Origin of the sequence: Micromonospora sp. WMMD964 (assembly GCF_029581455.1) — a bacterium.
In the GTDB taxonomy this organism is placed as follows: Bacteria; Actinomycetota; Actinomycetes; order Mycobacteriales; family Micromonosporaceae; genus Micromonospora.
Map to the genome: position 1 here is coordinate 6,075,551 of NZ_CP120860.1, position 21,134 is coordinate 6,096,684.

The window sequence follows — 21,134 nt, forward strand, 5'->3', positions numbered from 1 at the left end:
TTCGGCGATGTGGAGTCGATCAAGACTCGGGTGCTTCACGACCAGACGCTCAGTCATAGATCGCCTCCACCAGCCACTGCCCGGCCTCGACGGCGAGCAGCAGAGCGGTGCCGTCGGCGAGACAGACCTGGAACCGGGCCCGCCGCCGCGCCTCGGCCGGAGCCCACCACCGCTCGTCCACCGGCCACGGGCCGACCCAGCCGACGATCTCCGCCGGCCGACCGGTGCCGACCACCAGTCGGGCGGGCGGGGCGCTCACCGCCAGCCGCGCGCTGATCACCACCGCCTCGCCGGCGGTGTCCTGCACGGTCGCCGCGAGTGGGCTCGGCAGCACCACCGCCGGCGAGGGCCGCGGCAGCCGACCGGGCCACGGCGGCACCCCGCCCCCACCGCGACCAGCCGCCCGCCCCATGCCCGCAGCACGGCCGACGCCCGCAGCCCCGTCGGCATCGGCAGCGCTGTCGGCGCCCCCAGCCCGGCCGACACCCGTAGTGGTCGGTTCGCCGGGCAGCGGTGGCGGGCCGGGACGGGCCGGAAGGCGTTCGTCACCCCACGGCACCAGTCGCACCTGGTCGGCCGGGGAGCGCCCCCCACCGAGCACCGCGGTGACCACCGCCTCCGGCCCGAGGATGCCCTGCACACGGCTCAACGCCCGGTGTGCTCGCTCCCGCTCCTCGCCGGTCTCCCCCCACAGGCCGGCCTGCAGACCGGCCTGGGCGATCACCCCGTCCGGGATCAGTCGCAGCCGGATGATGCCGGCCGTCGGTCGGGCCGGCCGGGCGCCGGTGCGGCCACTGCTGCCGGAGAGCCAACCGTCGAGCTGCCAGCGCACCCGGTCGGCGATGGCCGCGGCGGTGAGCAGACCGTCGTGCCGCCACACCCGGTGCAACTCCTGCCCGTGCTCGGTGACCGCCTCGATGCCGAGCCGGGTGCAGGCCAGCCCGTGCCCGGCCAGGCGCTCATGCAACTGCTCGGCCAGCGCCCGGGCCACGAACGCCGCCACGTCGACCCGGTCGATCGGCTCGTCGAGCTCGGCGGTCACCGTCAGGTCGGCCGGCGGTTGCCGGACTGCGAGCGGGCGGTGGTCCCGCCCGGCGGCCAGCCGATGGGCCAGCGCACCGTCGAACCCGAACCGGGCCAGCACGTCACCGGCCGGCAGCGCGGCGAAGTCACCGAGGGTACGCACACCGAGCCGACGCAGCAGGTCGGCCAGCGCCGAGCGGCCGAGCGCCTCGACCGGTAGCCCGGACAGGAACTCCGGTGTGCCACCCGGTGCCACCACCCGACCGGCGCGCGCGGCCAACCCGGCCGCGAACACCCCGTCGGCGATGCCGACCTGACTCTCCACCAGACACGACTGGGCGACGTGCTCGATGATCCGCTCGGCGGCCGCCTCCTCGCCACCGAGGTAACGGCTCGGCCCTCGGGCGGCCACCGCACAGGCACCCGGACGGACCACCTCGACGCCGGCGACCAACTCCTCCACCGCGGCGACCACCGGCTCGAACGCCCGGGTGTCCCGACCCGGGTCGTAGTCCACGACGGTGAGCTGCGGGCACCGACCCTGCGCCTCCCGTTTGCGCAGCCCTCGGCGCACCCCCTCGGCACGGGCCCGCTCCGAGCAGGCGACCACCCGGTTGGCGTGCAGCACGGCGACCGGGCCGGTCGCCGGCACCCCGTCGACGATCTCGGCGGCGAGCACCGGCCAGTCCGGGCACCACAGCAGCAGAGTCCGTGCCGGCGAGCCGGTCACTCCCGACCGACCAGGGCGAGTGACGCGGTCGGGCGGCCCGCCGTCGATGGTTTCGGACGGGGGATCACCCGGGTCAGCCCGTCACCCGGTAGCCAGACCTTGATCTCCTTCGGCCGGGCGGCTGCCCCACGCCCACGCGCCGAGACGGTGACCTCCCGGCGGCGCAGCCGCCCCCGGCCAGGCCCGAGCCCTTCCCAGACGCCACGGACCACCTGCAGCGTCACGTCCGCACCGTCCCACCGGCCGTACGGGACGAGCACGCTGCCGCGCTGCCGCGCCCGGGCGGCCAACCGGGTGGCGACCGAGGCGGAGACCGAAGCCGGCACGGCGGTGACCACGACGTCCACCCCGTCGATCAGCGCGGCGACCACCGTGGCCCACTCGGGGCCCGGGTTCGGCACCAGGGCCAGCCGGTCCAGGGCGATGCCCAGCTCGGCGGCCGCGCCCGCACCGAACGTGGGCACCCCGACGACGGCGCACCACGAACCGGCCCGGGACGCCTCGGCGAGCAGGGCCAGCATCAGCGAGGTGCCACCGCTGCGTTGGGGCTGGCCGGCGGCGACCGCGATGGTGCTGCCCCGGCGTAGACCCCGGTTGGGCAGCAGACCGGTCAGCTCGGGCACCACCGGCAGCACCCGGTGACCGCCGACCTGGCCCGGCGTGCTCGCCGGACGCACCAGGTCGGCCAGTGCGGCGGAACCGACCACCGTGCGGCCCGCCATTGGACCAACTCCCCCGTCGTTGCTGTGGATCAGATCAGGATCGGCACGCCGTGCCACCGGCCGCCCGGCTCCCCCCGCGGGGCGGTCGGTGGCACGGCGGGATCAGGCGGCGAGGCCGTCCAGGGCCGGCTGGTGGGCCACGCCGAGCGCGGTCTCCACCACCGTGACGAACTGTTCGGCGGCACGCAGCAGATCGTCTGCCTCCCGGGCGCTGACCACCCGGGGGATGCCGGCCTCGGCGGCGGCGCGCTTGCCGGCACCGGCGGCGAAGAAGCGGGACCACTCGTCGAGCTCCGGAGCGACGGCGCAGAGGAGGACCCAGACGCTGGTGATCCGGTTGCGTCGACTCGGCGCGGGTCGGGCACGGGCGGCGAGCAGGGCGGCCGCCGCACGCAGCGCCGCCAGGTGGGCAGCCGCGTAGCGCAGACCGTCAGGTCGGGTCTGGCCGGCCTCGACCAGCCCACGTCGGGCCAACGTGAGGAGTTGGGCGGGGGTGCGGTGCGGCAGCACGTGCGCCGGCACCGTCGGTGCCTGAGCCGGGTTGGTCGGCATGGGTGTCTCCTCCACATGGCCGGGGCGTCGCCCCGGCGCGCTGGTGCCGCCGGCGAGACGCCGAGGTCGGGTGGTGCGGAGGAAGACGCACCGGGTGTGGCCGGCCGGGTGTGGACGCTTCCCCACACCACACCCGGCCGGCGTACCGGCGGGTTCGTCGCCCGCCGCCCGGGGGTCGTGGGCGGCGGGCGACGATCCTGCCTGTCGGGACCAGGCTCGCGACTGCCTGGAAACCCAGGTGCGGCCCGCGGAGCCGCACCGCCGGGGCTGGCGCCGCGAAACACCGCGCTCCGGCTGGTTGGAACGAGCGTTCGAGGCAATCGAACACTCGTTCTAACTGCTGCTGACAGTACACCTCCCCTCCGACGAAAATGCAACGTGTGACGCGCTGGACGTGCCGGCCGAGCGAACCAGGGTGAGCCGGCACCCACCGAACCGGGAAGAATGGCCACATGCAGCCACACCCGAACGTACGAACGGTGCCGGACACGCCCGCCGCCGGCAGCCCCGCCGAGGTGGCGTGAGCACCGCACCGGAGCTGGTCACGCTGCACGTGTGGAGGACCTCCCGCGGCGCGCTGCCCCGGGCGCTGACCCGGATGGCGGTGGACCCCCGCCGGCTGCGCGCCCTCCCCGGCGCCCGGTTCGGCAAACTGCTGGGCACCGGGACCGGCACCGGGTTCGGGCCGGGCGACGCCGACCTGACCCGGTGGGCGGCGCTCACCGTCTGGGATTCCCCCGCAGCCGCCGCCGACTTCGACGACTCGACGGTCGGACGCGCCTGGGCCCGCATCGCCCGCGCCTCCGCCCGGGTCGACCTGCGCCCGCTGACCAGCCGGGGCGAGTGGTCCGGTCAGCGGCCGTTCGGCGACCCGCCGGGCGGCCGGGTCACCGGCCCGGTGCTGGCGCTGACCCGAGCCCGGCTGCGGGCCCGCCGGGCGGCCACCTTCTGGCGGGCGATCCCCCCGGTGGCCGCCGCCCTGCGCGACGCGCCCGGGCTGCTGGCCCGCTTCGGGGTCGGGGAGGCGCCGCTGGGTTGGCAGGGCACGGTGAGCGTGTGGCGCGACCCGACGGACCTGGTGGCGTTCGCGTACCGTCACCCGGAGCACCGGGCGGCGATCATGCGAACCCCCACCGAGGGTTGGTACGCCGAGGAACTGTTCGCCCGGTTCGAGGTACGCGACGTGGTCGGCGACCCGTCGGTGCTCGGGTGGGTCGCCGACGGCGGCCCGGCAACGGTGAAGGGTGGACGGGCATGAGGTTGGTGCGCTGGACGCCGGACGATCTCGTCCGGCGGCTGGACGACGTGGTGGCCGTCTACGGCGAGGCGATGGGATACCGCACCGACCTGCTGGAGGCCCGGCGCGGCTACATCGCCACCCACGTCCGCCGTCCGGGTTTCCGGGCGGTCGCCAGCCTGACCAGCGAGGGTCATCTCGCCGGCTTCGGCTACGGCTACCTGGGCGCCTCCGGCCAGTGGTGGCACGACCAGGTGCACCGAGCGCTGGACGCATCGACCCGTCAACGCTGGCTCACCCACTGCTTCGAGGTGGTCGAGCTGCACGTCCGGCCGCCGGCGCAGGGGCACGGTCTGGGCACCGGGCAGCTGCGCGCGTTGCTCGGCATGGCCGAGGGTGACACCACGCTGCTGTCCACCCCGGAGGCCGACGAGCAGACCTCACGGGCCTGGCGGTTGTACCGGCGCTTCGGTTTCGTCGACGTGCTGCGCAACTTCCACTTCCCCGGCGACGAGCGGCCGTTCGGCGTCCTCGGTCGGGATCTGCCCCTCGAGCCACCGGCGTCATGACCCGGCGGATCTCCTGGGCGCTGCTCGCCGTCCTGGTGCTCGCCCAGATCTGCTACCCGCTCACCACCGGCGCCACCAGGGCCGGGCTCACCGTGGCCACCGTCGTGCTCGGTTGGCTGCTCTCGGTCGGCCACGCACTGCTCAGCCGGGGCCCGCGGGTCGCGGCGGCGCTGGTCGCGGTGGCCACCGGCGGCGGGTTCGCGATCGAGGCGATCGGGGTGGCCACCGGCGTGCCGTTCGGCAGCTACGACTACTCCGGCGAGCTGGGCCCCAAACTGGCCGGGGTGCCGCTGATCATTCCGCTGGCCTGGACCTGGATGGCCTGGCCGGCCTGGCTGGCCGCGGTCCGCCTCACCGGCGGCGGCACGGCGACAACCGGCGGCACGGCGGCAACCGGCGGCACGTCGGCAACCGGCAGTGGCGGGTCGACGGTCGGTCGATGGGTGGGACGGATCGCGCTGGCCACCATCGGGCTGGCCGCCTGGGACCTCTTCCTCGATCCGCAGATGGTGGCCGAGGGCTACTGGGTCTGGCGCGACGCCACCCCGGCGTTGCCCGGTCTGCCCGGCATCCCGGTCAGCAACTACCTGGGCTGGCTGCTCTTCGCGGTGCTGATGATGAGCGCGCTACGCCCGCTGGCCGGGCCGGCCGCCGAGCGCACCGACCGGCGGGACCACCCGATGGCCGCGCTCTACCTGTGGACGTACTTCTCCAGCATCCTGGCCCACGCCGTCTTCCTCGACCTGCCCGCCTCGGCCCTCTGGGGCGCCGCCGGCATGTCGGTGACCGCGATACCGCTGGCGGTGACACTGCTGCGCGCCCGCCGGGCTCGGGAGACCCCCCAGGAGGACCACCAGCCGCACCGGCCCGGCGTCGACGCGACCCGATGACCGTCCTGCTCGCCCTGCTCGTCGCGGTCGCCGCGTTGACCGGGCACACCTGGCTCAACGCCGCCCGCTGGCTGCGCCGGCCCTCCGACCGGCCCACCCCCGTCGACGAGTCGGTGACCGTGCTGCTGCCGCTGCGCGACGAGGCCGCCCGGGTCACCCCCTGCCTGCGCTCCCTGCTCGCCCAGCGCGGCGTACCCGGGCTGCGTGTCGTGGTCCTCGACGACGGGTCCACCGACGGCACCGCCGACGTGGTCCGCGCGGTGGCCGGCGACGACCCTCGGGTCACGCTGCTCACCGGGGTCGCCCCGCCACCGGGCTGGCTGGGCAAGCCGCACGCCTGCTGGCAGCTGGCCACCCGGGCCGACCCCGAAGCCACCGCGCTGGTCTTCGTGGACGCCGACGTGGTGCTCGCCCCGCACGCCGTGGCCGCCGCCGTCACCGAGCTGCGCGCCGCCCGCGCGACGCTGCTGTCGCCGTACCCCCGGATCGTGGTGGCGACCGCGGCCGACCGGCTGGTGCAGCCGCTGCTGCAGTGGCTCTGGCTGACCTTCCTGCCGCTACGGGCGATGGAGCGCTCGTCGCGGCCGTCGCTGGCCGCGGCGGGCGGCCAGTTCCTGGTGGTGGACCGGGCCGGCTACACCGCCGCCGGCGGGCACGCCGCGGTCGCCGACAAGATCCTGGAGGACGTCGAGCTGGCCCGGGCGGTCAAGCGGGCCGGTGGGCGGATCGCCCTGGCCGACGGCTCCCGGCTGGCCGGCTGCCGGATGTACGACGACTGGCCGCAGTTGCGCGACGGGTACTCGAAGTCGCTCTGGGCGTCGTTCGGGCACCCGGGCGCGGCGGCGGCCGTGGTGGCGGCGCTGCTGCTGCTCTACACCGCCCCGCCGCTGATCGCGCTGGTGGGTGTGGCGGCCGGCGCGCCGGTGGTGGCCGCCGTGGGCCTGGCCGGCTACCTGCTCGGGGTGGCCGGGCGGGTGCTCACCGCCCGGGCGACCGGGGGGCGGTGGTGGCCCGACGCGCTCGCACACCCCGTGTCGGTCGTGGTCCTCGGCTGGTTGACGCTGCGGTCGTACCATCTGCGAAAGCGACGTCGCCTGACCTGGCGGGGCCGCCCGGTCAGCTAGGGAGGGCGCGGCATGGCGCGGATCGTGGTCGTCGGCGCCGGGGTGGGTGGCCTCGCCACCGCCGCCCGGCTGGCCGCCACCGGGCACCAGGTGACCGTCTTCGAACGGGCCGACACGGTCGGCGGCAAGCTCGGCCGGTACGCGCACGACACCCCGGCCGGCTCGTTCCACTTCGACACCGGGCCGAGCCTGCTCACCCTGCCCGAGGTGTTCCACGACCTGTTCGAGGCGACCGGGGCCAAGCTCGACGAATACCTGGACCTGGTCCCGCTGGACCCGATCGTCCGGCACGTCTTCCCCGGCGGCGGCCCGCCCCTGGACTCGTGCGCCGACCCGGTGGAGTTCGCCACGAGGATCGGCGCCGCCTTCGGTGACCGGGCGGCGGCCGACTGGCAGCGGCTGTGGCGTCGGGCCGCGCGGGTGTGGAACGCCTCCTCGCGGGACATCCTGCGCCGTGCCGTCGACTCCCCCCGCGACCTCGCCTCGCTGGCCTGGCGGGTCGGTGACCTGGCCGCCATCGCCCCTGGCCGCACCCTGCGCGGCCTGGGCCGCCGACACCTGTCCGACCCTCGACTGCGGATGCTGCTGGACCGCTACGCCACCTACACCGGGGCCGACCCACGCCGGGCGCCGGCGGCGTTGGTCGCCGTCCCGTACGCCGAGCTGACCTTCGGTGGCTGGTACCTGCGCGGCGGGTTGGGCACCCTCGCCGACGCGCTGCTCACCCGCTGTCTGGACCTGGGCGTGGTCGTGCAGACCGACGCCACCGTCACGCGGATCGACGCCACCGGCGGCCGGGTGCACGGGGTACGCCTCGCCGGTGTCGGCGCGCCGGTGCCCGCCGACGTGGTGGTGGCCAACGTGGACGCCCTCACCGTCTACCGGGACCTGCTGCCGCACCCGCGGCGGCTGGCCGGGCTGACCGACCGCAGCCTCGCCGGTTTCGTGCTGCTGCTCGGCGTCTCCGGCAGCACCGGGCTGGCCCACCACAACGTCTTCTTCCCGGGTGACTACGACGCGGAGTTCGACGCGGTCTTCGGCGACCCGGGGCGCGGCGTACGAGCCCGGCCGGCGGCCGACCCGACGGTGTTCGTCACCGTGGCCGACGACCCGATGGTCCGCCCGGCCGGGCACGAGGCATGGTTCGTGCTGGTCAACGCCCCTCGACAGGGCACCGCGGCGGGCGCTGTCGACTGGCGACGCCCGGGGCTGGCCGACGCGTACGCCGATCGGGTCCTGGAGGTGCTGGCGCGGCGCGGCGTGGACGTACGCGACCGGGTGCTGTTCCGCGAGGTCCGCACCCCGGCCGACCTGGACGTGGCGACCGGCGCGCCGGGTGGCTCGATCTACGGCACCGCCGGTGGGTTGCTCCGCCCCGCCAACCGGGGCCCGGCGAACGGGTTGTGGCTGGTGGGTGGCTCCACCCACCCGGGCGGCGGGCTGCCGATGGTGACCCTGTCCGCGCAGATCGTCGCCGACGAGATCGGCCCCGCCTGGTAGCGCTGCTCAGCCGGCGGTCGGGGCCTCAGCCGGCGTCGAGCAGGGCGCGGCGGATGGTGGACAGCAACTGCCCCAGGCCGAAGCCGGCCAACAGCACCCACACCGCGGTCGCCATGGTGATGGTGCCGGCGGCCAGGTCCGGCTCGATCAGCCCGGCCAGCCCGGCGACCAGCAGCCCGGCCAGCGCCACCGAGACCCGGGTGGGGCGCTCGCCCACTGTCACCGCGCCGATGTCACGCATGCCGGCGGCGACCGCCCGGGCCCGGACGTACTCGTGCAGCCAGGACAGCGCGCCGCCCGCGACGACAAGCCCGCCGGGCGCGCCGACCAGCCAGAACGCCAGCAACCACGCCACCTCACCGAGCCGGTCGGCGACCGAGTCGTAGACGTAGCCGAGCCGGGTGGTGCGGTCGGTGGCGACCGCCACCGCGCCGTCCACGCTGTCCGCCACGGCGGCTAGCAGCACGAACAACGCGCCGAGGAAGAGGCCGTTCCCCGGCCGGGTCACCAGCAACGGTACGCAGAAGCAGAGCACCACCCCGGCCACGGTGACCGCGGTGGGGCTGACCCGCAGCCGACCCAGCACATACCCCACGTGGTACGCGAATCGCAGCCAGGCGCGCACCACCGGCGCCGCGACCCGAGGGTCGAACCCGCCATGCAACCGCGCCCAGGCCGTGGCGTACTGATCCCAGTTCAGCTGTGTGCCCACCTGGGGATCAACCGTCGTGCCGGGCATCAGGTGTCGCAGGACCAGCGTTCACACCCGCGCGTCGACCTTCAGGTTCTGCCAGACCTCACGGGTGGCCGTGGACCGGTTGAGGGTGATGAAGTGGATTCCCGGCACGCCCTCGTCCAGCAGTCGGCGGCACATCTCGCTGGCCTGCTCGACGCCGAGCCGGCGGACGGCCTCCGGGTCGTCGGCGACGCGTTCGAAGCGGGCCGCCAGCGCCGGCGGGAAGGGCGCACCGGACAGTTGCACGGACCGCTCGATGGTGCCGATCTGGGTCACCGGCATCACCCCGGCCAGGATCGGGGTGTCACAGCCGGCAGCGGCCACCCGGTCCCGCAGCCGCAGGTAGTCGTCGGCGTCGAAGAACATCTGCGTGATCGCGAACGCCGCGCCGGCCCGGCACTTGCGGACGAACTGCGCGGTGTCGCTGGCCACGTCGGGCGAGCGGGGATGCTTGTACGGGAAGGCCGCCACGCCGACGCTGAAGTCGCCGGAGTCACGCACCAGGCGGACCAGGTCCTCGGCGTAGTCCACGCCCTCGGGGTGGCGGATCCACTCGCCGCCCGGGTTGCCCGGGGGGTCGCCGCGCACGGCCAGCACGTTGCGCACCCCGACCCCGGCGAGCCGGCCGACCACGTGTCGCAGCTCGGCGACGGAGTGGTTGACCGCGGTCAGGTGCGCCATCGGCAGCAGGGTGGTCTCGGTGGCGATCCGCTCGGTCACCGCCACCGTGGTGTCCCGGGTCGAGCCGCCCGCGCCGTACGTGATCGACACGAACGACGGACGCAGCGACTCCAGCTCGCGGATGGCCTGCCAGAGCAGTTGCTCTCCCGCCTCGGTCTTGGGCGGGAAGAACTCGAACGAGAAGGTCGGCTGACGCTCGCGGATGAGCTCCCCGATCGCCGGCTGCGGATTGGGGAGTACCGAGGGAAGACCGAGCGCCACGACCCGACTCTAGCGGGCGAGGCCGGGACGACCCAGACACTTCCCACCCGGTGACCGGTGTCGCGCCGTACGCCCGGCCGGTGGGCGCGAGGGCGTCGTACCCCCGGGGTAGGAATGAGTGGCGTGGGAGGGGCGGCGGGGGCGGCCCCGGGCCCGTGCGGGGGTCAGCAACCGAACGGTGACGTCCGTCCGCCCGGTGGAGTGGGTCGTCACCGCCCGACGCCCGCCAGGAGGACCTGTGCCCGCACCCGCATCGCCACGCTCCGGGCAGCTCGGGCCACTGTTGGTCAGCTGCCGACTGGCCCGTGGCTGGAGCCAGCAGCGCGCCGCCGCCGAGTTGTGTGCCGCCGCCGGGGTGCCGACGTTGAGCCGGCACGAGGTGTCCCGCTGGGAACGACAGCGCCGGGTGCCCGGCGGGTTCTGGCTCGGCTGGCTCGCCGTCGTCCTGGACGTGCCGTTGGTGGTGCTCGCGGAGGCCGCCGCAGTCACCCGCCGGGCCGTCCCGACACGCGCCACCCGAGCCACCGGACCGGGCCGCGCCCCTCGGGCCGGCGCGGCGGCGGCGGGCCGCACCGGTCCCCGTCGCACCGCCGGGACCACGCGTGGCGGTGGAGCGCGGGCGATGGGGACCGGCTAGCGTCGGGGGCGTGACCCACGCTGCTCCCGTGTCTCCCGTCGACCGCGCCGACCTGCGGCAGCGGGTCGACAAGGCCCTCACCGAGTTCCTGGCCGGTCAACGGGCCCGGCTCACCGCCGTGGACGACGCGCTGGTCCCGGTGGCCGAGGCGATCGAGGCATTCGTGCTCGGTGGCGGCAAGCGGTTGCGTCCGGCGTTCGCGTACTGGGGGTTCCGGGGCGCCGGCGGGGTCGACGGCGAACCGGTGCTCGCCGCCCTGGCCTCGTTGGAGTTCGTCCAGGCCAGCGCCCTGATGCACGACGACCTGATGGACCGCTCCGACACCCGCCGTGGTGAGCCGGCGGTGCACCGGCGGTTCGCCGCCCGGCACCGGCAGGCCGGCTGGGGTGGTGACCCGGACAGCTTCGGCGACGCCGCGGCTCTCCTGCTGGGCGACCTCTGCCTGGTCTGGTCCGACGAGCTGCTGCACTCCGCGGGGCTGGACCCGTGGGTCCTGGCCCGGGCCCGGCCGGTCTTCGACGAGATGCGCACCGAGGTCACCGTCGGCCAGTATCTCGACGTGCTGACGCAGGCCACCGGGGACACCTCGGTGGAACGGGCCGGCAAGGTCGCCCGGTACAAGTCGGCGAAGTACACGGTCGAACGCCCACTGCTGCTCGGTGCGGCGCTGGCCGACGCGACGGCCGACGTGCGGACGGCCTACTCGGCGTACGGGCTGCCGCTGGGCGAGGCGTTCCAGCTCCGCGACGACGTGCTGGGAGTCTTCGGTGACCCGGCCCTGACCGGGAAGCCGGCCGGGGACGACCTGCGCGAGGGCAAGCGCACCTACCTGGTGGCGGCCGCCCTGGAGACCACCGACGACGCGGGCCGCGAGCTGCTGCTCGGCCGGCTCGGCGACCCGGAGTTGGACGAGCAGGGGGTGGCCCGGCTGCGCGAGCTGATCACCGCGAGCGGGGCTCTCGCCCGCACCGAGCAGCGGATCGTCACGCTCACCGACGCCGCCCTGGCCGCCCTGACCGCCGTCGACCTCGACACCGAGGCCCGCCAGACCCTGGTGGACCTGGCCATAGCCGCAACCCGCCGAGCCGACTAACCCCCCGCCCCCTTCCCGGCCCCCTCTTCCCCGCCCTCTTCCCGGCCCCCTTCCCGGCCCCCTCTTCCCGGTCGATCATGGGGTTGGCGGCGTCCGCAGCGGCGTGTCGCGCCGCTGACCTCATGATCGACGGGGGACGGCGAGGGAGGGGGTTCGTTCAGAAGCCTTCGGCTTGGGCTCTGCGCTTCACCTCGCGGGCCTGGTCGCCGGACAGGGCGGCGGCCGGGGTGTTCCCGGGGAGGGTGTCGTCAGGCTCGTAGAGCCAGCGCAGGGCGGCCTCGTCGTCGTAGCCGTTGTCGGAGAGCAGGTTGAGCACACCGGGCAGGTGCTTGAGCACCGTCTGGTTGGCGACTAGGTCCGCCGGGATGCGGCGGACGCCGTCGCGGCGGACCGCCAGCAACTCCCGGTCGCGGATCATCTGGTGCACCTTGCTGATCGACACGTCGAGACGCTCGGCGACGTCGGGCAGGGTCAGCCAGCCGGCCGGGTCGGTTGGTCCGGCGGGTTCCGGGCCGGGCACGGCCTGGTCGGGTACGGATTCGGTCACCCGACCACCCTGCCACGCCGCCGCCACGACGAGCCACCGGCACCCCGGACAACCGATCGGAGCCCTGGCTCGTACGCGCCGCTGACCAGCGGACGAGGGGCGGCGAGCGCGGCGGGACGAACCAGTTCGGCGTTCGGCTGTAGCATCCTGTTCAACCTTCACCCCCTGGACACATAGACTCCCTGCCGATGGACACTCAGGTCGCCGACACGTTGCTGGGCTCGCTGATCGACGGGCGCTACCGCATTCGCGGTCGCGTGGCCCGTGGTGGCATGGCGACCGTGTACACCGCCACCGACGAGCGTCTCGAGCGCACCGTCGCCGTGAAGATCATTCATCCGACCCAGGCGCCCGAGGCCCGGGCCCGGATCGCCAACTTCGTGGCTCGGTTCACCGACGAGGCGAAGACCATCGCGCGGCTGACCCACCCGAACGTGGTGGCCGTCTACGACCAGGGCACCCACGCCGGCCTGCCGTACCTGGTGATGGAGTACGTCCGCGGCCGCACCCTGCGCGACGTGCTGGCCGAGCGCCGTCGGCTCAACCCGGACGAGGCGTTGGCCATCGCCGAGCAGATGCTCGCCGCGATCGCCGCCGCGCACCGGTCGGGTCTGGTGCACCGCGACGTCAAGCCGGAGAACGTGCTGGTCGCCGAGGCACCCACCGGTGGTGTGGCCAACCTGGTCGACAGCGTCGTCAAGGTGGCCGACTTCGGCCTGGCCCGGGCGGTCGAGGCGAGCGCCGACGACGAGCAGGGCAACCAACTGATGGCCACCGTGGCGTACGTCGCCCCGGAGTTGGTCACCGAGGGCCGCGCCGATCCCCGTACCGACGTCTACTCGGCGGGCATCGTGCTGTTCGAGATGCTCACCGGCCGCGTCCCGTACGACGGGGACCGCCCGGTCGACGTCGCCTGGCAGCACGTCGACAGGGACGTGCCGGCACCTTCGACGCTGGTGCCCGGCCTGCCGCCGGTCCTCGACGACCTGGTGCAGCGCGCCACCCGACGTGATCCCAGTGCCCGGCCCGCCGACGCCGGAGCACTGCTGACCGAGGTTCAGGCGGCCCGGGAACGCCTGGGTGACGGCAACACCCACACCGCGGTGCTCCGCCCGGTGAGCGGCGACGCGCCCCTGTCGCAGCCGACCATGGTGGTCGCGACGGTCCGGCCACCCGACCGCCCGGCCTGGGCGCGGCTGCCCGAGGGCGGCGGCAACCAGGGCGGCGGTCGACGTCGGGCCGCTCCGGAGCCCGCGGAGGGCCTGGGGTCCCGGCTCGCCGCACTGCGGGGCACGCTGATGGCGAGTCCGCGTGGCCGGTTGGCCGTCGCGGCGGTGGTGGTGACGCTGGGTCTGGTGGCCGCGATCGGTGGCTGGTGGTTCGGTGTCGGGCGTTACACGACCGCCCCGCAGCTGGTGAGTTTGAGCAATGCCGAGGCGCAGGCGCAGGCCGATCGGGCCGGGCTCGTCCTGGAGTACGGCGAGCCGCGCTTCGACGAGAAGGCTCCGAAGGACAGCGTGCTGGAGCAGACCCCGGGCTCGACCTCGAAGATCGTCAAGGGTGGCACGATCACGCTGACCCTGTCCCTGGGCCCGGAACGCTTCCCGGTGCCGGACGTCATCGGCAAGGAGTTCGAGCTCGCCGAGGCGGATCTGGTCAACGTGAAGCTGGTGGTGGCCAAGGGCGCCGCCCGCTACGACGACACCCTGCCGGCGGGCGTCGTGCTGGACACCTCTCCCAAGGTGGGCACCGAGGTCAAACCCGGCGCGAAGATCACCCTCATCCTGAGCCGGGGCAGGGCGCCGGTGACGGTGCCGAATCTGGTCGGCAAGAGCCTGACCGAAGCCCGCACCACCCTGGCCCAGCTCAACCTGACCCTGGTCGAGACCTACAAGGAGTCGGACAAGCCCAAGGACGAGATCCTCGGCCAGAGCCCGGCCGACGGCGCCGGCGTGGAGAAGGGCACCCAGGTCAAGTTGGACGTCAGCAAGGGCCCGCCGGCGATCGTCATGCCCCGGGTGATCGACCTGCCGTGCCAGCAGGCCAAGCAGGCGTTGGAGGGCCAGGGCTTCCCGGTGACGGCCCTGATCAACCCGAACGCCACGGTCCGGATCCAGGCGCCGGGCGAGAACTCGCAGGTGCCGCCGGGCACCCCGGTCACCCTCACGTGCTTCTGATGTCGGCGGTCACCTCGCGTCCGGTGGGCGCGCACACTCCGACCTCCGGTGGGTTGGCCAGGGCCGCCCTGCCGTACGCGGATGCGACCGGCGCGCGGGTGGTGCAGGTCTACGTCTCCAACTCGCGGGGCTGGGCGCTGCCCGACGGTGACCCCGCGCAGGACGCCCTGTTCCGCGACGGCTGCGCCGAGCGGGGCATTCCGGCGTTCATCCACGCCTCGCTGCTGGTCAACCTCGGCTCACCCACCCCGGCCACGGTCGAGAAGTCGACCCGGACGCTGGCGCACGCGCTGCGTCGCGGCGTGGCGATCGGCGCTCAGGCGGTGGTGTTCCACGCGGGCAGTTCGGTGGACGAGGGGCACGCCGAGGCGGCGATGCGACAGGTCCGTGAGGAGTTGCTGCCGCTGCTCGACTGGGCCGCCGCCGCCGGTGGGCCGATGCTGCTGGTCGAGCCGAGCGCGGGCGGGGGCCGGTCGCTCGCCTCGCGGGTGGAGCAGCTCGGCCCGTACCTGGACGCGGTGGACCGGCACCCCATGCTCGGGGTCTGCTTCGACACCTGCCATGCCTGGGCCGCCGGCCACGACCTGGCGGTCGAGGGCGGCATGACGGCGACCCTGGACACGCTGGTGGCCACCGTCGGTGCGGACCGGCTACGGCTGGTCCACGCCAACGACTCGAAGGACCTGTGCGGCTCCACCCGGGACCGGCACGAGAACATCGGCAAGGGCACCATCGGGGAGCCGGCCTTCGCCGAGCTGATGACGCATCCCGCCACCGCCGGCGTACCCCTGGTCGTGGAGACCCCGAGTGAGAAGCAGATCGGCCACGCCGCCGACATCCAGACCCTCACCCGCCTGCACCCCTGAACCCCGCCGCCACGCCGCCGATCTTCGTTGATCAAGAGGTTTGCGTCATCCGGACCCCGGAATCTGACGCAAACCTCTTGATCAACACCAGGAGGCGGGCCGGGCCCCGCGTGGTCAGGACGCTGCCAGGATTCGGGGTAGGGCTTCGACCGCGTGGTCGATGTCGGCGTCGCTGACGCCCAGGTGGGTGACCAGGCGGGCGGTACGGGGGCCGAGCACCGAGATGAGGACGCCCTCGGCCCGCGCGACGGCCGCCAGGGCACGCGCGTCCAGGGCGTGCTTGGTCAGGTCCAGCGCGACCAGGTTGGTGCGGGCCGGGGTGGCCAGCACCCCGAACGGCGCGACCGCCTCGGCGAGCCGGGCCGCCTTGGCGTGGTCGTCGGCCAGCCGGTCGACGTGGTGTGCCAGCGCGTACCGCCCGGCGGCGGCGAGGATGCCGGCCTGACGCATGCCGCCGCCCATCCGCTTGCGGATCAGCCGGGCTCGCTCGATCTTGTCGGCGCTGCCCACCACCAGCGAGCCGACCGGGGCACCGAGGCCCTTGGAGAGGCACACCGACAGCGTGTCGAAGAGCCGACCGTACTCGATCAGGGGCACCCCGTCCGCGACGTGCGCGTGCCAGATCCGTGCGCCGTCGCAGTGCACCGCCACGCCCGCCTCGTCGGCGACCCCACGCAGATCCCGCAGGGTGGCCAGCGGAATCACCCCGCCGCCGCCCCGGTTGTGGGTCTGCTCCACGGCGATCGCGCGGGTGGGAACGGCGAAGAAACCGTCCGGCCGGATCATCCCGGCCACCGCCCCCGGGTCGATGTCCGCGCCGACGGCGGGCCAGGTCCGCGAGGAGATCCCGCCGTACGCGGCGGCGGCCCCGACCTCGTACGTGACCACGTGCGCGTCCGCGTCGCAGAGCAGCTCGTCACCCGGCGACACCAGCAGTTGCAGGGCGATCTGGTTGGCCATCGACCCGCTCGGGGCGAACAGCGCGGCCTCGTGCCCGAACAGGGCGGCGACCTCGGCTTCGAGGGCGTTGACTGTCGGGTCCTCGCCGTAGACGTCGTCACCGACCTCTGCGGTGGCCATCGCCTCCCGCATCCCGGCGGTGGGTCGGGTCACCGTGTCGGACCGCAGGTCCACGAACTGGTCAGCCACTGTCATCCTTCCGACCGCCGGTTGCGGGTCTCACACACCTGGTCACGGTCATTCTTCTCGGCTGCGGCAGAGGGGTCTGCGGCCTCAGCCGCTGTCAGCCCATCGGCTGCCGACTGCGGGGCTCGCAAGCTCACTCCTCGCGTCAGCCGCGGAGCATCTCGGCCACGAGGAAGGCCAACTCCAACGACTGCTGGGTGTTCAGACGCGGGTCGCAGGCGGTTTCGTAGCGGTCGGGCAGGTCGAGGTCCTCGATGCCCTGCGCGCCGCCGAGGCACTCGGTGACGTCCTCGCCGGTCAACTCGACGTGCAGACCGCCCGGGTGGGTGTCCAGCCCACGGTGCACCTCGAAGTAGCCGAGCACCTCGTCGACGATGCGGTCGAAGTGCCGGGTCTTGTAGCCGTTGGACGACTCGTGCGTGTTGCCGTGCATCGGGTCGCACTGCCAGACCACCTTGGCGCCGGCGGCGGTGACCTTGGCGACGATCGGCGGCAGGGCGTCGCGCACCCGGTGATTGCCCATCCGGCTGATCAGGGTGAGCCGACCGGGGATGTTGTCCGGGTTGAGCTTCTCGCACAGCTCGATCGCCTCGTCCGGGGAGGTGGTCGGGCCGAGCTTGACGCCGATCGGGTTGGCGATGCGGGAGATGAAGTCGATGTGCGCGCCGTTGATCTGCCGGGTGCGCTCGCCGATCCAGAGGAAGTGCCCGGAGAGCCCGTACGCCCGACGGTCGGAGACCCGGGTGAGCGCCCTGTCGTACTCCAGGGCGAGGGCCTCGTGGGAGCAGTAGAGCGTGACGGTACGCAGCGCCTCGTCGTCGGTCATCCCGCAGGCGCGGATGAACGCCAGCGCCCGGTCGATCTCCCGGGCGATCGCCTCGTAGCGCTCCCCCGCCGGGGAGTTCTTCACGAAGCCCTTGTTCCAGTCGTGCACCGCGTGCAGGTCGGCGAGCCCACCGGCGAGGTACGCCCGGAGCATGTTCATCGCCGCCGCCGAGTTGGCGTACGCCCGGATCATGCGCTGCGGGTCGGCGACCCGGGCGGCCGGGTCGGCCTCCAGCGAGTTGATCATGTCGCCCCGGTACGCGGGCAGGCCGCGCGCGTCGGTGGGCAGCGAGCGGGGCTTGGTGTACTGCCCGGCCACCCGGGCGACCTTGACCACCGGCAGCGACGCGCCGTAGGTGAGCACGATCGCCATCTGGAGCAGGGTGCGGGCGTTGGCCAGCAGGTGGCTCTCGGTGTTGTCGGCGAACGTCTCGGCGCAGTCACCGCCCTGCAACAGGAACGCCTTGCCCTCGCAGACCAGGGCGAGCTTCTGCCGGAGCTGGTCCACCTCGTAGGGCGCGACGACCGACGGCACCGTGTCGAGGACCTTGCAGACCTCGGCGACGGCGGCCGGGTCGGACCACGGCGGAACCTGCTCACGGGGCAGCTCCCGCCATCGGTCCAGGCCGAGCGCGGCGTCCTCGGCGGAGTCGACAGTCGGTCGGCTGGTCTGCAGACCGGGGCTACCCACCCCGGGATGGCTCAGCTGATGCCACTCATGGCGCATGACAGAAAGCGTACGGCGACGGTCGGGGTGACCGGGCGGCGAGGGGGACGGTTCCGGCAGGTGGGAGATCAATCCGTCGGGCGCTGGTCAGGACGGGGGCGTGAGGACGGCACCGCCCGGCGTCGGGCCGGCGGTCGGAGTTCCGCCCGGCGCCTCCCCGGCGATGCACCAGTCGCCTCCGTCCCGGGTGACGGTGAACAGCAGCGGCCGTTTGACGGTGCGCTTACCGGAGGTGACCGAGACCGAGACGCTGACCTCCTGCCCGAACGGGCCGGGCCGGATGTCGGTGATGGCCGCCTCGGGCACCTGGAAGTGGTCGGCGAAGTCCCCGTTGGGCCCGGTGGCGCCCAGGTCGAAGCCGTCGTGCAGGAGAGCGCAGAGCTGGCTCCTACCGGCGGCGACGTCCTTCGCGGTCATCGCGTCGAGGTACGCCTGCACCCGCTCCCGGGAGCGGGTGGCGGCCTCCTCGGCGGGGGCGCGTGCGGGCTTGGCCGCGGGCCCTTCCTCCTCGGCGTCGCCGCCGATGCCACAGCCGCCCAGGATGACGGGCGACAGCACCAGCCCGGCGGCGGTCGCCGCCAGCCTGCGGTGGGTCGAGCGCATGACCACCTCCGTCGTCGGTGCCATCGAGACCTGCCGAGCCGGGAGTCTGCCACATCGAGCTGGGCCGACCCAACGACGGCGGCCCGGCCGACGCTGGGCGTCGACCGGGCCGCCGGTCTCACGGGCGGGGAGGGACGGTGCGGGCCCCTCCCCGCCGTGTGGGTGGTGCGTCGGCCCTCGGCTCAGCCGAGACCGCCCTTGATGGCGCCGATCAGCTCGCCGTTGCTGGTGTCACCGGAGAGCTCCCAGAAGAACGCGCCACCGAGGCCCTGGTTGTTCGCGTACGTCATCTTGCCGTTGATGGTCGACGGGGTGTCGTAGCTCCACCAGTTGCTGCCGCACTTGGCGTACGCGGTGCCGGCGATCGTGCCGGTGGCCGGGCAGGTGTTCTTGAGGACCTTGTAGTCCTCGATGCCCGCCTCGTAGGTGCCCGGTGCCGCGCCGGTGGCGCTGCCGCCCGGTGCGGCCTGGGTGACCCCGGTCCAGCCACGGCCGTAGAAGCCGATGCCGAGCAGCAGCTTGTTGGCCGGGATGCCCTTGCTCTTGAGCTTCTGGATCGCGGCGTCGGAGTTGAAGCCCTGCTGCGGGATGCCGGTGTACGAGGTGAGCGGCGAGTGCGGCGCCGTCGGCCCCTGCGCGGCGAAGGCCCCGAAGTAGTCGTAGGTCATCGGCATCAGCCAGTTGAGGTTGCCGATCGCGCCGGCGTAGTCGGTGGCGTCGATCTTGCCGCCGTTGCTGCCGTCCGCGGTGATCGCGGCGGTGACCAGGGCGCTGGACCCGAACCTCGACCGCAGGGCGCTGATCACGTTCTTGAACGCGTTCGGGCCGCTGCTGTCGCAGGTCAGGCCACAGGCGTTCGGGTACTCCCAGTCGACGTCGATGCCGTCGAAGACGTCTGCCCAGCGCGGGTCCTCGACCAGGTTGTAGCAGCTCTCCGCGAAGGCGGCGGGGTTCTGCGCGGCCTGGGTGAAGCCACCGGACCAGGTCCAACCGCCGAACGACCAGATCACCTTGAGGTGCGGGTTCATCTGCTTGAGCTTGCGCAGCTGGTTGAAGCTGCCCCGCAGCGGCTGGTCCCAGGTGTCGGCCACGCCGTCCACGCTGTCCGCGGCCGTGTACGCCTTCTCGTAGTCGGCGTAGCTGTCACCGATGGAGCAGCGACCGCCGGTGGTGTTGCCGAAGGCGTACAGGATGTGGGTCAGCTTGGCGGCCGAGCCGCTGGTCTGGATGTTCTTGACGTGGTAGTTGCGCCCGTAGACGCCCCACTCGGCGAAGTAGCCGACGACCTTCTTGCCACCGGTGTTCGGCGGCGGCGTGGTGGGCGGCGTCGTCGTGGGCGGGGTGGTCGTCGGCGGGGTGGTGGTCGGCGGCGTCGTGGTCGGCGGGGTGGTGCCGCCACCGCACGCCGCGCCGTTGATGGTGCAGTTCAGCGGGGCCTTGTACGCGCCGGTGCCGTTGTAGCCCCAGCTGAACGAGGCGCCCGGGGCGATGCCACCGGCCCAGCTCTTCTTGACCGCGACGTAGTGGTTACCGCTGCTGGTGACGTCGGCGTCCCAGGCGCTGCTGATGGTGGTGCCCGACGGCAGGTCGAACTCGATGCGCCAGGTGCTGATGGTGGCACTCGATCCGTTGGTGACGGTCACCCTCGTCTCGTGACCGGTCCCCCAGTCCTGCGCCTTGGTGAAGGTGGTGGTGACCGTGCCGGCGCCGAACGCGGTGGTGACCGGCACCGCTGCGACGGTCACGGCGACCACGGCACCGGCCCAGAGGGCCCGGCGGAGCGATCTTTTCATGAGGCGTCTCCCGAACTGTTAGGAAACTTTCCAAAAGAGATGGTGAGACGGTACTCACGGCGTCATCAGTTCGTCAAGATGTCCATGTTTCGATTTCTCCTGGTGCGTGGAGTGCCCATGCCCCGGCCCGCCGGTGGCCGGCGCGTAGCCTCCCCCCATGACCGTTTTCGACATCCCGATCGACGCCCTCAACGGCGGCCCCGCCGACCTGGCCCGTTACCGCGGCAAGGCGTTGCTGGTCGTGAACGTGGCCTCCCGTTGCGGCCTCACCCCGCAATACGTCGGCCTGCAGAAACTCGCTGACCGCTATGCCGATCGCGGCCTGGTGGTGCTCGGTGTGCCGTGCAACCAGTTCGCCGGGCAGGAGCCGGGCAGCGCCGCCGAGATCAGCGAGTTCTGCCAGGTCAACTATGGAGTCACCTTCCCACTGACCGAGAAGGTCGACGTCAACGGCACCGACCGGCACCCGCTCTACGCCGCGCTTGTGGACACTGCGGACGCCGACGGGCACACCGGGGACGTCCGGTGGAACTTCGAGAAGTTCCTGGTCGCCCCGGACGGCACCGTGGCGGCCCGGTTCGCCCCCACTGTCGAGCCCACCGCCGACGAGGTGCGCATCGCCATCGAGAAGACCCTCCCCGCCTGACCCCCAGAGCGTGTCGATCAAGAGGTTCGCGTCAATTCAGCGCCCCCTT

At 73.5% G+C, this 21,134-nt stretch carries 20 protein-coding genes; 10 read left to right on the top strand and 10 right to left on the bottom strand.

From position 1 onward, the window contains the following. Nucleotides 1-49: 49 nt before the first annotated feature. From O7616_RS27580 to O7616_RS27590, 3 genes are all read right to left on the bottom strand, one after another. The gene (locus O7616_RS27580; RefSeq protein WP_282304644.1) at nt 50-1,753 is read right to left on the bottom strand and encodes a DNA polymerase Y family protein; all 1,704 of its coding nucleotides are present in this window, start codon (nt 1,751-1,753) and stop codon (nt 50-52) included. Further along, entirely contained in the window at nt 1,750-2,475 is a 726-nt protein-coding gene (locus O7616_RS27585) for a hypothetical protein (RefSeq protein ID WP_282304645.1), read from the bottom strand. Before O7616_RS27585 ends, O7616_RS27580 begins: the two co-directional genes overlap by 4 nt. A gap of 102 nt (nt 2,476-2,577) precedes the next feature. Next, nucleotides 2,578-3,027: an SAV_6107 family HEPN domain-containing protein gene (locus O7616_RS27590; protein ID WP_282257550.1), complete on the bottom strand. Its 450-nt coding sequence runs from the start codon at nt 3,025-3,027 to the stop codon at nt 2,578-2,580. A gap of 520 nt (nt 3,028-3,547) precedes the next feature. Between O7616_RS27590 and O7616_RS27595 the strand changes: the two genes are divergently transcribed. The 5 genes from O7616_RS27595 to crtI are packed head-to-tail and all read left to right on the top strand — an operon-like array spanning nt 3,548 to nt 8,347. Next, nucleotides 3,548-4,285 carry a monooxygenase gene (locus tag O7616_RS27595; protein WP_282257549.1) on the top strand — a complete coding sequence of 246 codons (738 nt, stop codon included), beginning with the start codon at nt 3,548-3,550 and terminating at the stop codon, nt 4,283-4,285. Beyond that, nucleotides 4,282-4,833 carry a GNAT family N-acetyltransferase gene (locus tag O7616_RS27600; RefSeq protein WP_282304646.1) on the top strand — a complete coding sequence of 184 codons (552 nt, stop codon included), beginning with the start codon at nt 4,282-4,284 and terminating at the stop codon, nt 4,831-4,833. Before O7616_RS27595 ends, O7616_RS27600 begins: the two co-directional genes overlap by 4 nt. Beyond that, nucleotides 4,830-5,723 carry a carotenoid biosynthesis protein gene (locus O7616_RS27605; RefSeq protein ID WP_282304647.1) on the top strand — a complete coding sequence of 298 codons (894 nt, stop codon included), beginning with the start codon at nt 4,830-4,832 and terminating at the stop codon, nt 5,721-5,723. The genes O7616_RS27600 and O7616_RS27605 overlap by 4 nt, the downstream gene beginning before the upstream one ends. Then, on the top strand, nt 5,720-6,847 hold the full coding sequence (locus O7616_RS27610; protein ID WP_282304648.1) for a glycosyltransferase family 2 protein: 1,128 nt from the start codon (nt 5,720-5,722) through the stop codon (nt 6,845-6,847). The genes O7616_RS27605 and O7616_RS27610 overlap by 4 nt, the downstream gene beginning before the upstream one ends. Before the next feature lie 12 nt (nt 6,848-6,859). Next, a complete protein-coding gene (crtI, locus tag O7616_RS27615) occupies nt 6,860-8,347 on the top strand; it encodes a phytoene desaturase family protein (RefSeq protein ID WP_282304649.1) in 1,488 nt (495 codons plus the stop codon). Between the two features lie 25 nt (nt 8,348-8,372). On the opposite strand, the gene O7616_RS27620 is transcribed toward crtI, so the two are convergent. Then, nucleotides 8,373-9,086: a CDP-alcohol phosphatidyltransferase family protein gene (locus O7616_RS27620; RefSeq protein ID WP_282304650.1), complete on the bottom strand. Its 714-nt coding sequence runs from the start codon at nt 9,084-9,086 to the stop codon at nt 8,373-8,375. Nucleotides 9,087-9,107: 21 nt separating this feature from the next. Beyond that, nucleotides 9,108-10,025: a methylenetetrahydrofolate reductase [NAD(P)H] gene (gene metF / locus O7616_RS27625; protein ID WP_282257542.1), complete on the bottom strand. Its 918-nt coding sequence runs from the start codon at nt 10,023-10,025 to the stop codon at nt 9,108-9,110. Nucleotides 10,026-10,263: 238 nt separating this feature from the next. On the opposite strand from metF, the gene O7616_RS27630 reads away from it, so the two are divergent. Together O7616_RS27630 and O7616_RS27635 are read left to right on the top strand one after the other, a co-directional pair. Next, entirely contained in the window at nt 10,264-10,662 is a 399-nt protein-coding gene (locus O7616_RS27630; RefSeq protein ID WP_282304651.1) for a helix-turn-helix domain-containing protein, read from the top strand. A gap of 10 nt (nt 10,663-10,672) precedes the next feature. Then, the gene (locus O7616_RS27635) at nt 10,673-11,755 is read left to right on the top strand and encodes a polyprenyl synthetase family protein (protein ID WP_282304652.1); all 1,083 of its coding nucleotides are present in this window, start codon (nt 10,673-10,675) and stop codon (nt 11,753-11,755) included. A 157-nt stretch (nt 11,756-11,912) separates the two neighbouring features. Here the strand turns inward: O7616_RS27635 and O7616_RS27640 are convergent, their stop codons facing one another. After that, complete coding sequence (locus O7616_RS27640) at nt 11,913-12,275, bottom strand: Rv2175c family DNA-binding protein (protein WP_282307744.1); 363 nt, start codon at nt 12,273-12,275, stop codon at nt 11,913-11,915. 215 nt (nt 12,276-12,490) lie between these two features. Here O7616_RS27640 and pknB point away from each other — a divergent pair, with 215 nt between their 5' ends. After that, a complete protein-coding gene (pknB, locus tag O7616_RS27645; protein ID WP_282304653.1) occupies nt 12,491-14,479 on the top strand; it encodes a Stk1 family PASTA domain-containing Ser/Thr kinase in 1,989 nt (662 codons plus the stop codon). Continuing rightward, nucleotides 14,479-15,345 (top strand): deoxyribonuclease IV, encoded by an 867-nt coding sequence (locus O7616_RS27650; RefSeq protein ID WP_282257536.1) that lies wholly within the window; start codon nt 14,479-14,481, stop codon nt 15,343-15,345. Before pknB ends, O7616_RS27650 begins: the two co-directional genes overlap by 1 nt. 114 nt (nt 15,346-15,459) lie before the next feature. Here O7616_RS27650 and O7616_RS27655 read toward each other — a convergent pair whose 3' ends face one another. The 4 genes from O7616_RS27655 to O7616_RS27670 all read right to left on the bottom strand — a co-directional run bounded on the left by O7616_RS27655 (nt 15,460) and on the right by O7616_RS27670 (nt 20,439). Next, entirely contained in the window at nt 15,460-16,494 is a 1,035-nt protein-coding gene (locus tag O7616_RS27655) for a GntG family PLP-dependent aldolase (protein ID WP_282304654.1), read from the bottom strand. Nucleotides 16,495-16,636: 142 nt separating this feature from the next. Then, nucleotides 16,637-18,043, bottom strand: a complete 1,407-nt coding sequence (locus O7616_RS27660) for a 3-deoxy-7-phosphoheptulonate synthase class II (RefSeq protein ID WP_282304655.1) — start codon at nt 18,041-18,043, stop codon at nt 16,637-16,639. 87 nt (nt 18,044-18,130) lie between these two features. Beyond that, nucleotides 18,131-18,670, bottom strand: coding sequence for a hypothetical protein (locus tag O7616_RS27665; RefSeq protein ID WP_282304656.1), 540 nt, complete (start codon nt 18,668-18,670; stop codon nt 18,131-18,133). Between the two features lie 158 nt (nt 18,671-18,828). Then, the gene (locus O7616_RS27670; protein WP_282304658.1) at nt 18,829-20,439 is read right to left on the bottom strand and encodes a glycosyl hydrolase family 18 protein; all 1,611 of its coding nucleotides are present in this window, start codon (nt 20,437-20,439) and stop codon (nt 18,829-18,831) included. Nucleotides 20,440-20,596: 157 nt separating this feature from the next. On the opposite strand from O7616_RS27670, the gene O7616_RS27675 reads away from it, so the two are divergent. Then, on the top strand, nt 20,597-21,085 hold the full coding sequence (locus O7616_RS27675) for a glutathione peroxidase (RefSeq protein WP_282304659.1): 489 nt from the start codon (nt 20,597-20,599) through the stop codon (nt 21,083-21,085). The last annotated feature ends 49 nt before the right edge of the window (nt 21,086-21,134 follow it).

What these genes read in the sequence shown, in the direction of transcription:
- O7616_RS27610 (WP_282304648.1), top strand. Translation starts at nt 5,720, where the DNA reads ATGACCGTCCTGCTCGCCCTGCTCGTCGCGGTCGCCGCGTTGACCGGG.
- O7616_RS27665 (WP_282304656.1), bottom strand. Translation starts at nt 18,670, where the DNA reads ATGGCACCGACGACGGAGGTGGTCATGCGCTCGACCCACCGCAGGCTG.
- O7616_RS27620 (WP_282304650.1), bottom strand. Translation starts at nt 9,086, where the DNA reads ATGCCCGGCACGACGGTTGATCCCCAGGTGGGCACACAGCTGAACTGG.
- crtI (WP_282304649.1), top strand. Translation starts at nt 6,860, where the DNA reads ATGGCGCGGATCGTGGTCGTCGGCGCCGGGGTGGGTGGCCTCGCCACC.
- O7616_RS27675 (WP_282304659.1), top strand. Translation starts at nt 20,597, where the DNA reads ATGACCGTTTTCGACATCCCGATCGACGCCCTCAACGGCGGCCCCGCC.
- O7616_RS27605 (WP_282304647.1), top strand. Translation starts at nt 4,830, where the DNA reads ATGACCCGGCGGATCTCCTGGGCGCTGCTCGCCGTCCTGGTGCTCGCC.
- O7616_RS27650 (WP_282257536.1), top strand. Translation starts at nt 14,479, where the DNA reads ATGTCGGCGGTCACCTCGCGTCCGGTGGGCGCGCACACTCCGACCTCC.
- O7616_RS27585 (WP_282304645.1), bottom strand. Translation starts at nt 2,475, where the DNA reads ATGGCGGGCCGCACGGTGGTCGGTTCCGCCGCACTGGCCGACCTGGTG.
- pknB (WP_282304653.1), top strand. Translation starts at nt 12,491, where the DNA reads ATGGACACTCAGGTCGCCGACACGTTGCTGGGCTCGCTGATCGACGGG.
- O7616_RS27590 (WP_282257550.1), bottom strand. Translation starts at nt 3,027, where the DNA reads ATGCCGACCAACCCGGCTCAGGCACCGACGGTGCCGGCGCACGTGCTG.
- O7616_RS27600 (WP_282304646.1), top strand. Translation starts at nt 4,282, where the DNA reads ATGAGGTTGGTGCGCTGGACGCCGGACGATCTCGTCCGGCGGCTGGAC.
- O7616_RS27660 (WP_282304655.1), bottom strand. Translation starts at nt 18,043, where the DNA reads ATGCGCCATGAGTGGCATCAGCTGAGCCATCCCGGGGTGGGTAGCCCC.
- O7616_RS27670 (WP_282304658.1), bottom strand. Translation starts at nt 20,439, where the DNA reads ATGAAAAGATCGCTCCGCCGGGCCCTCTGGGCCGGTGCCGTGGTCGCC.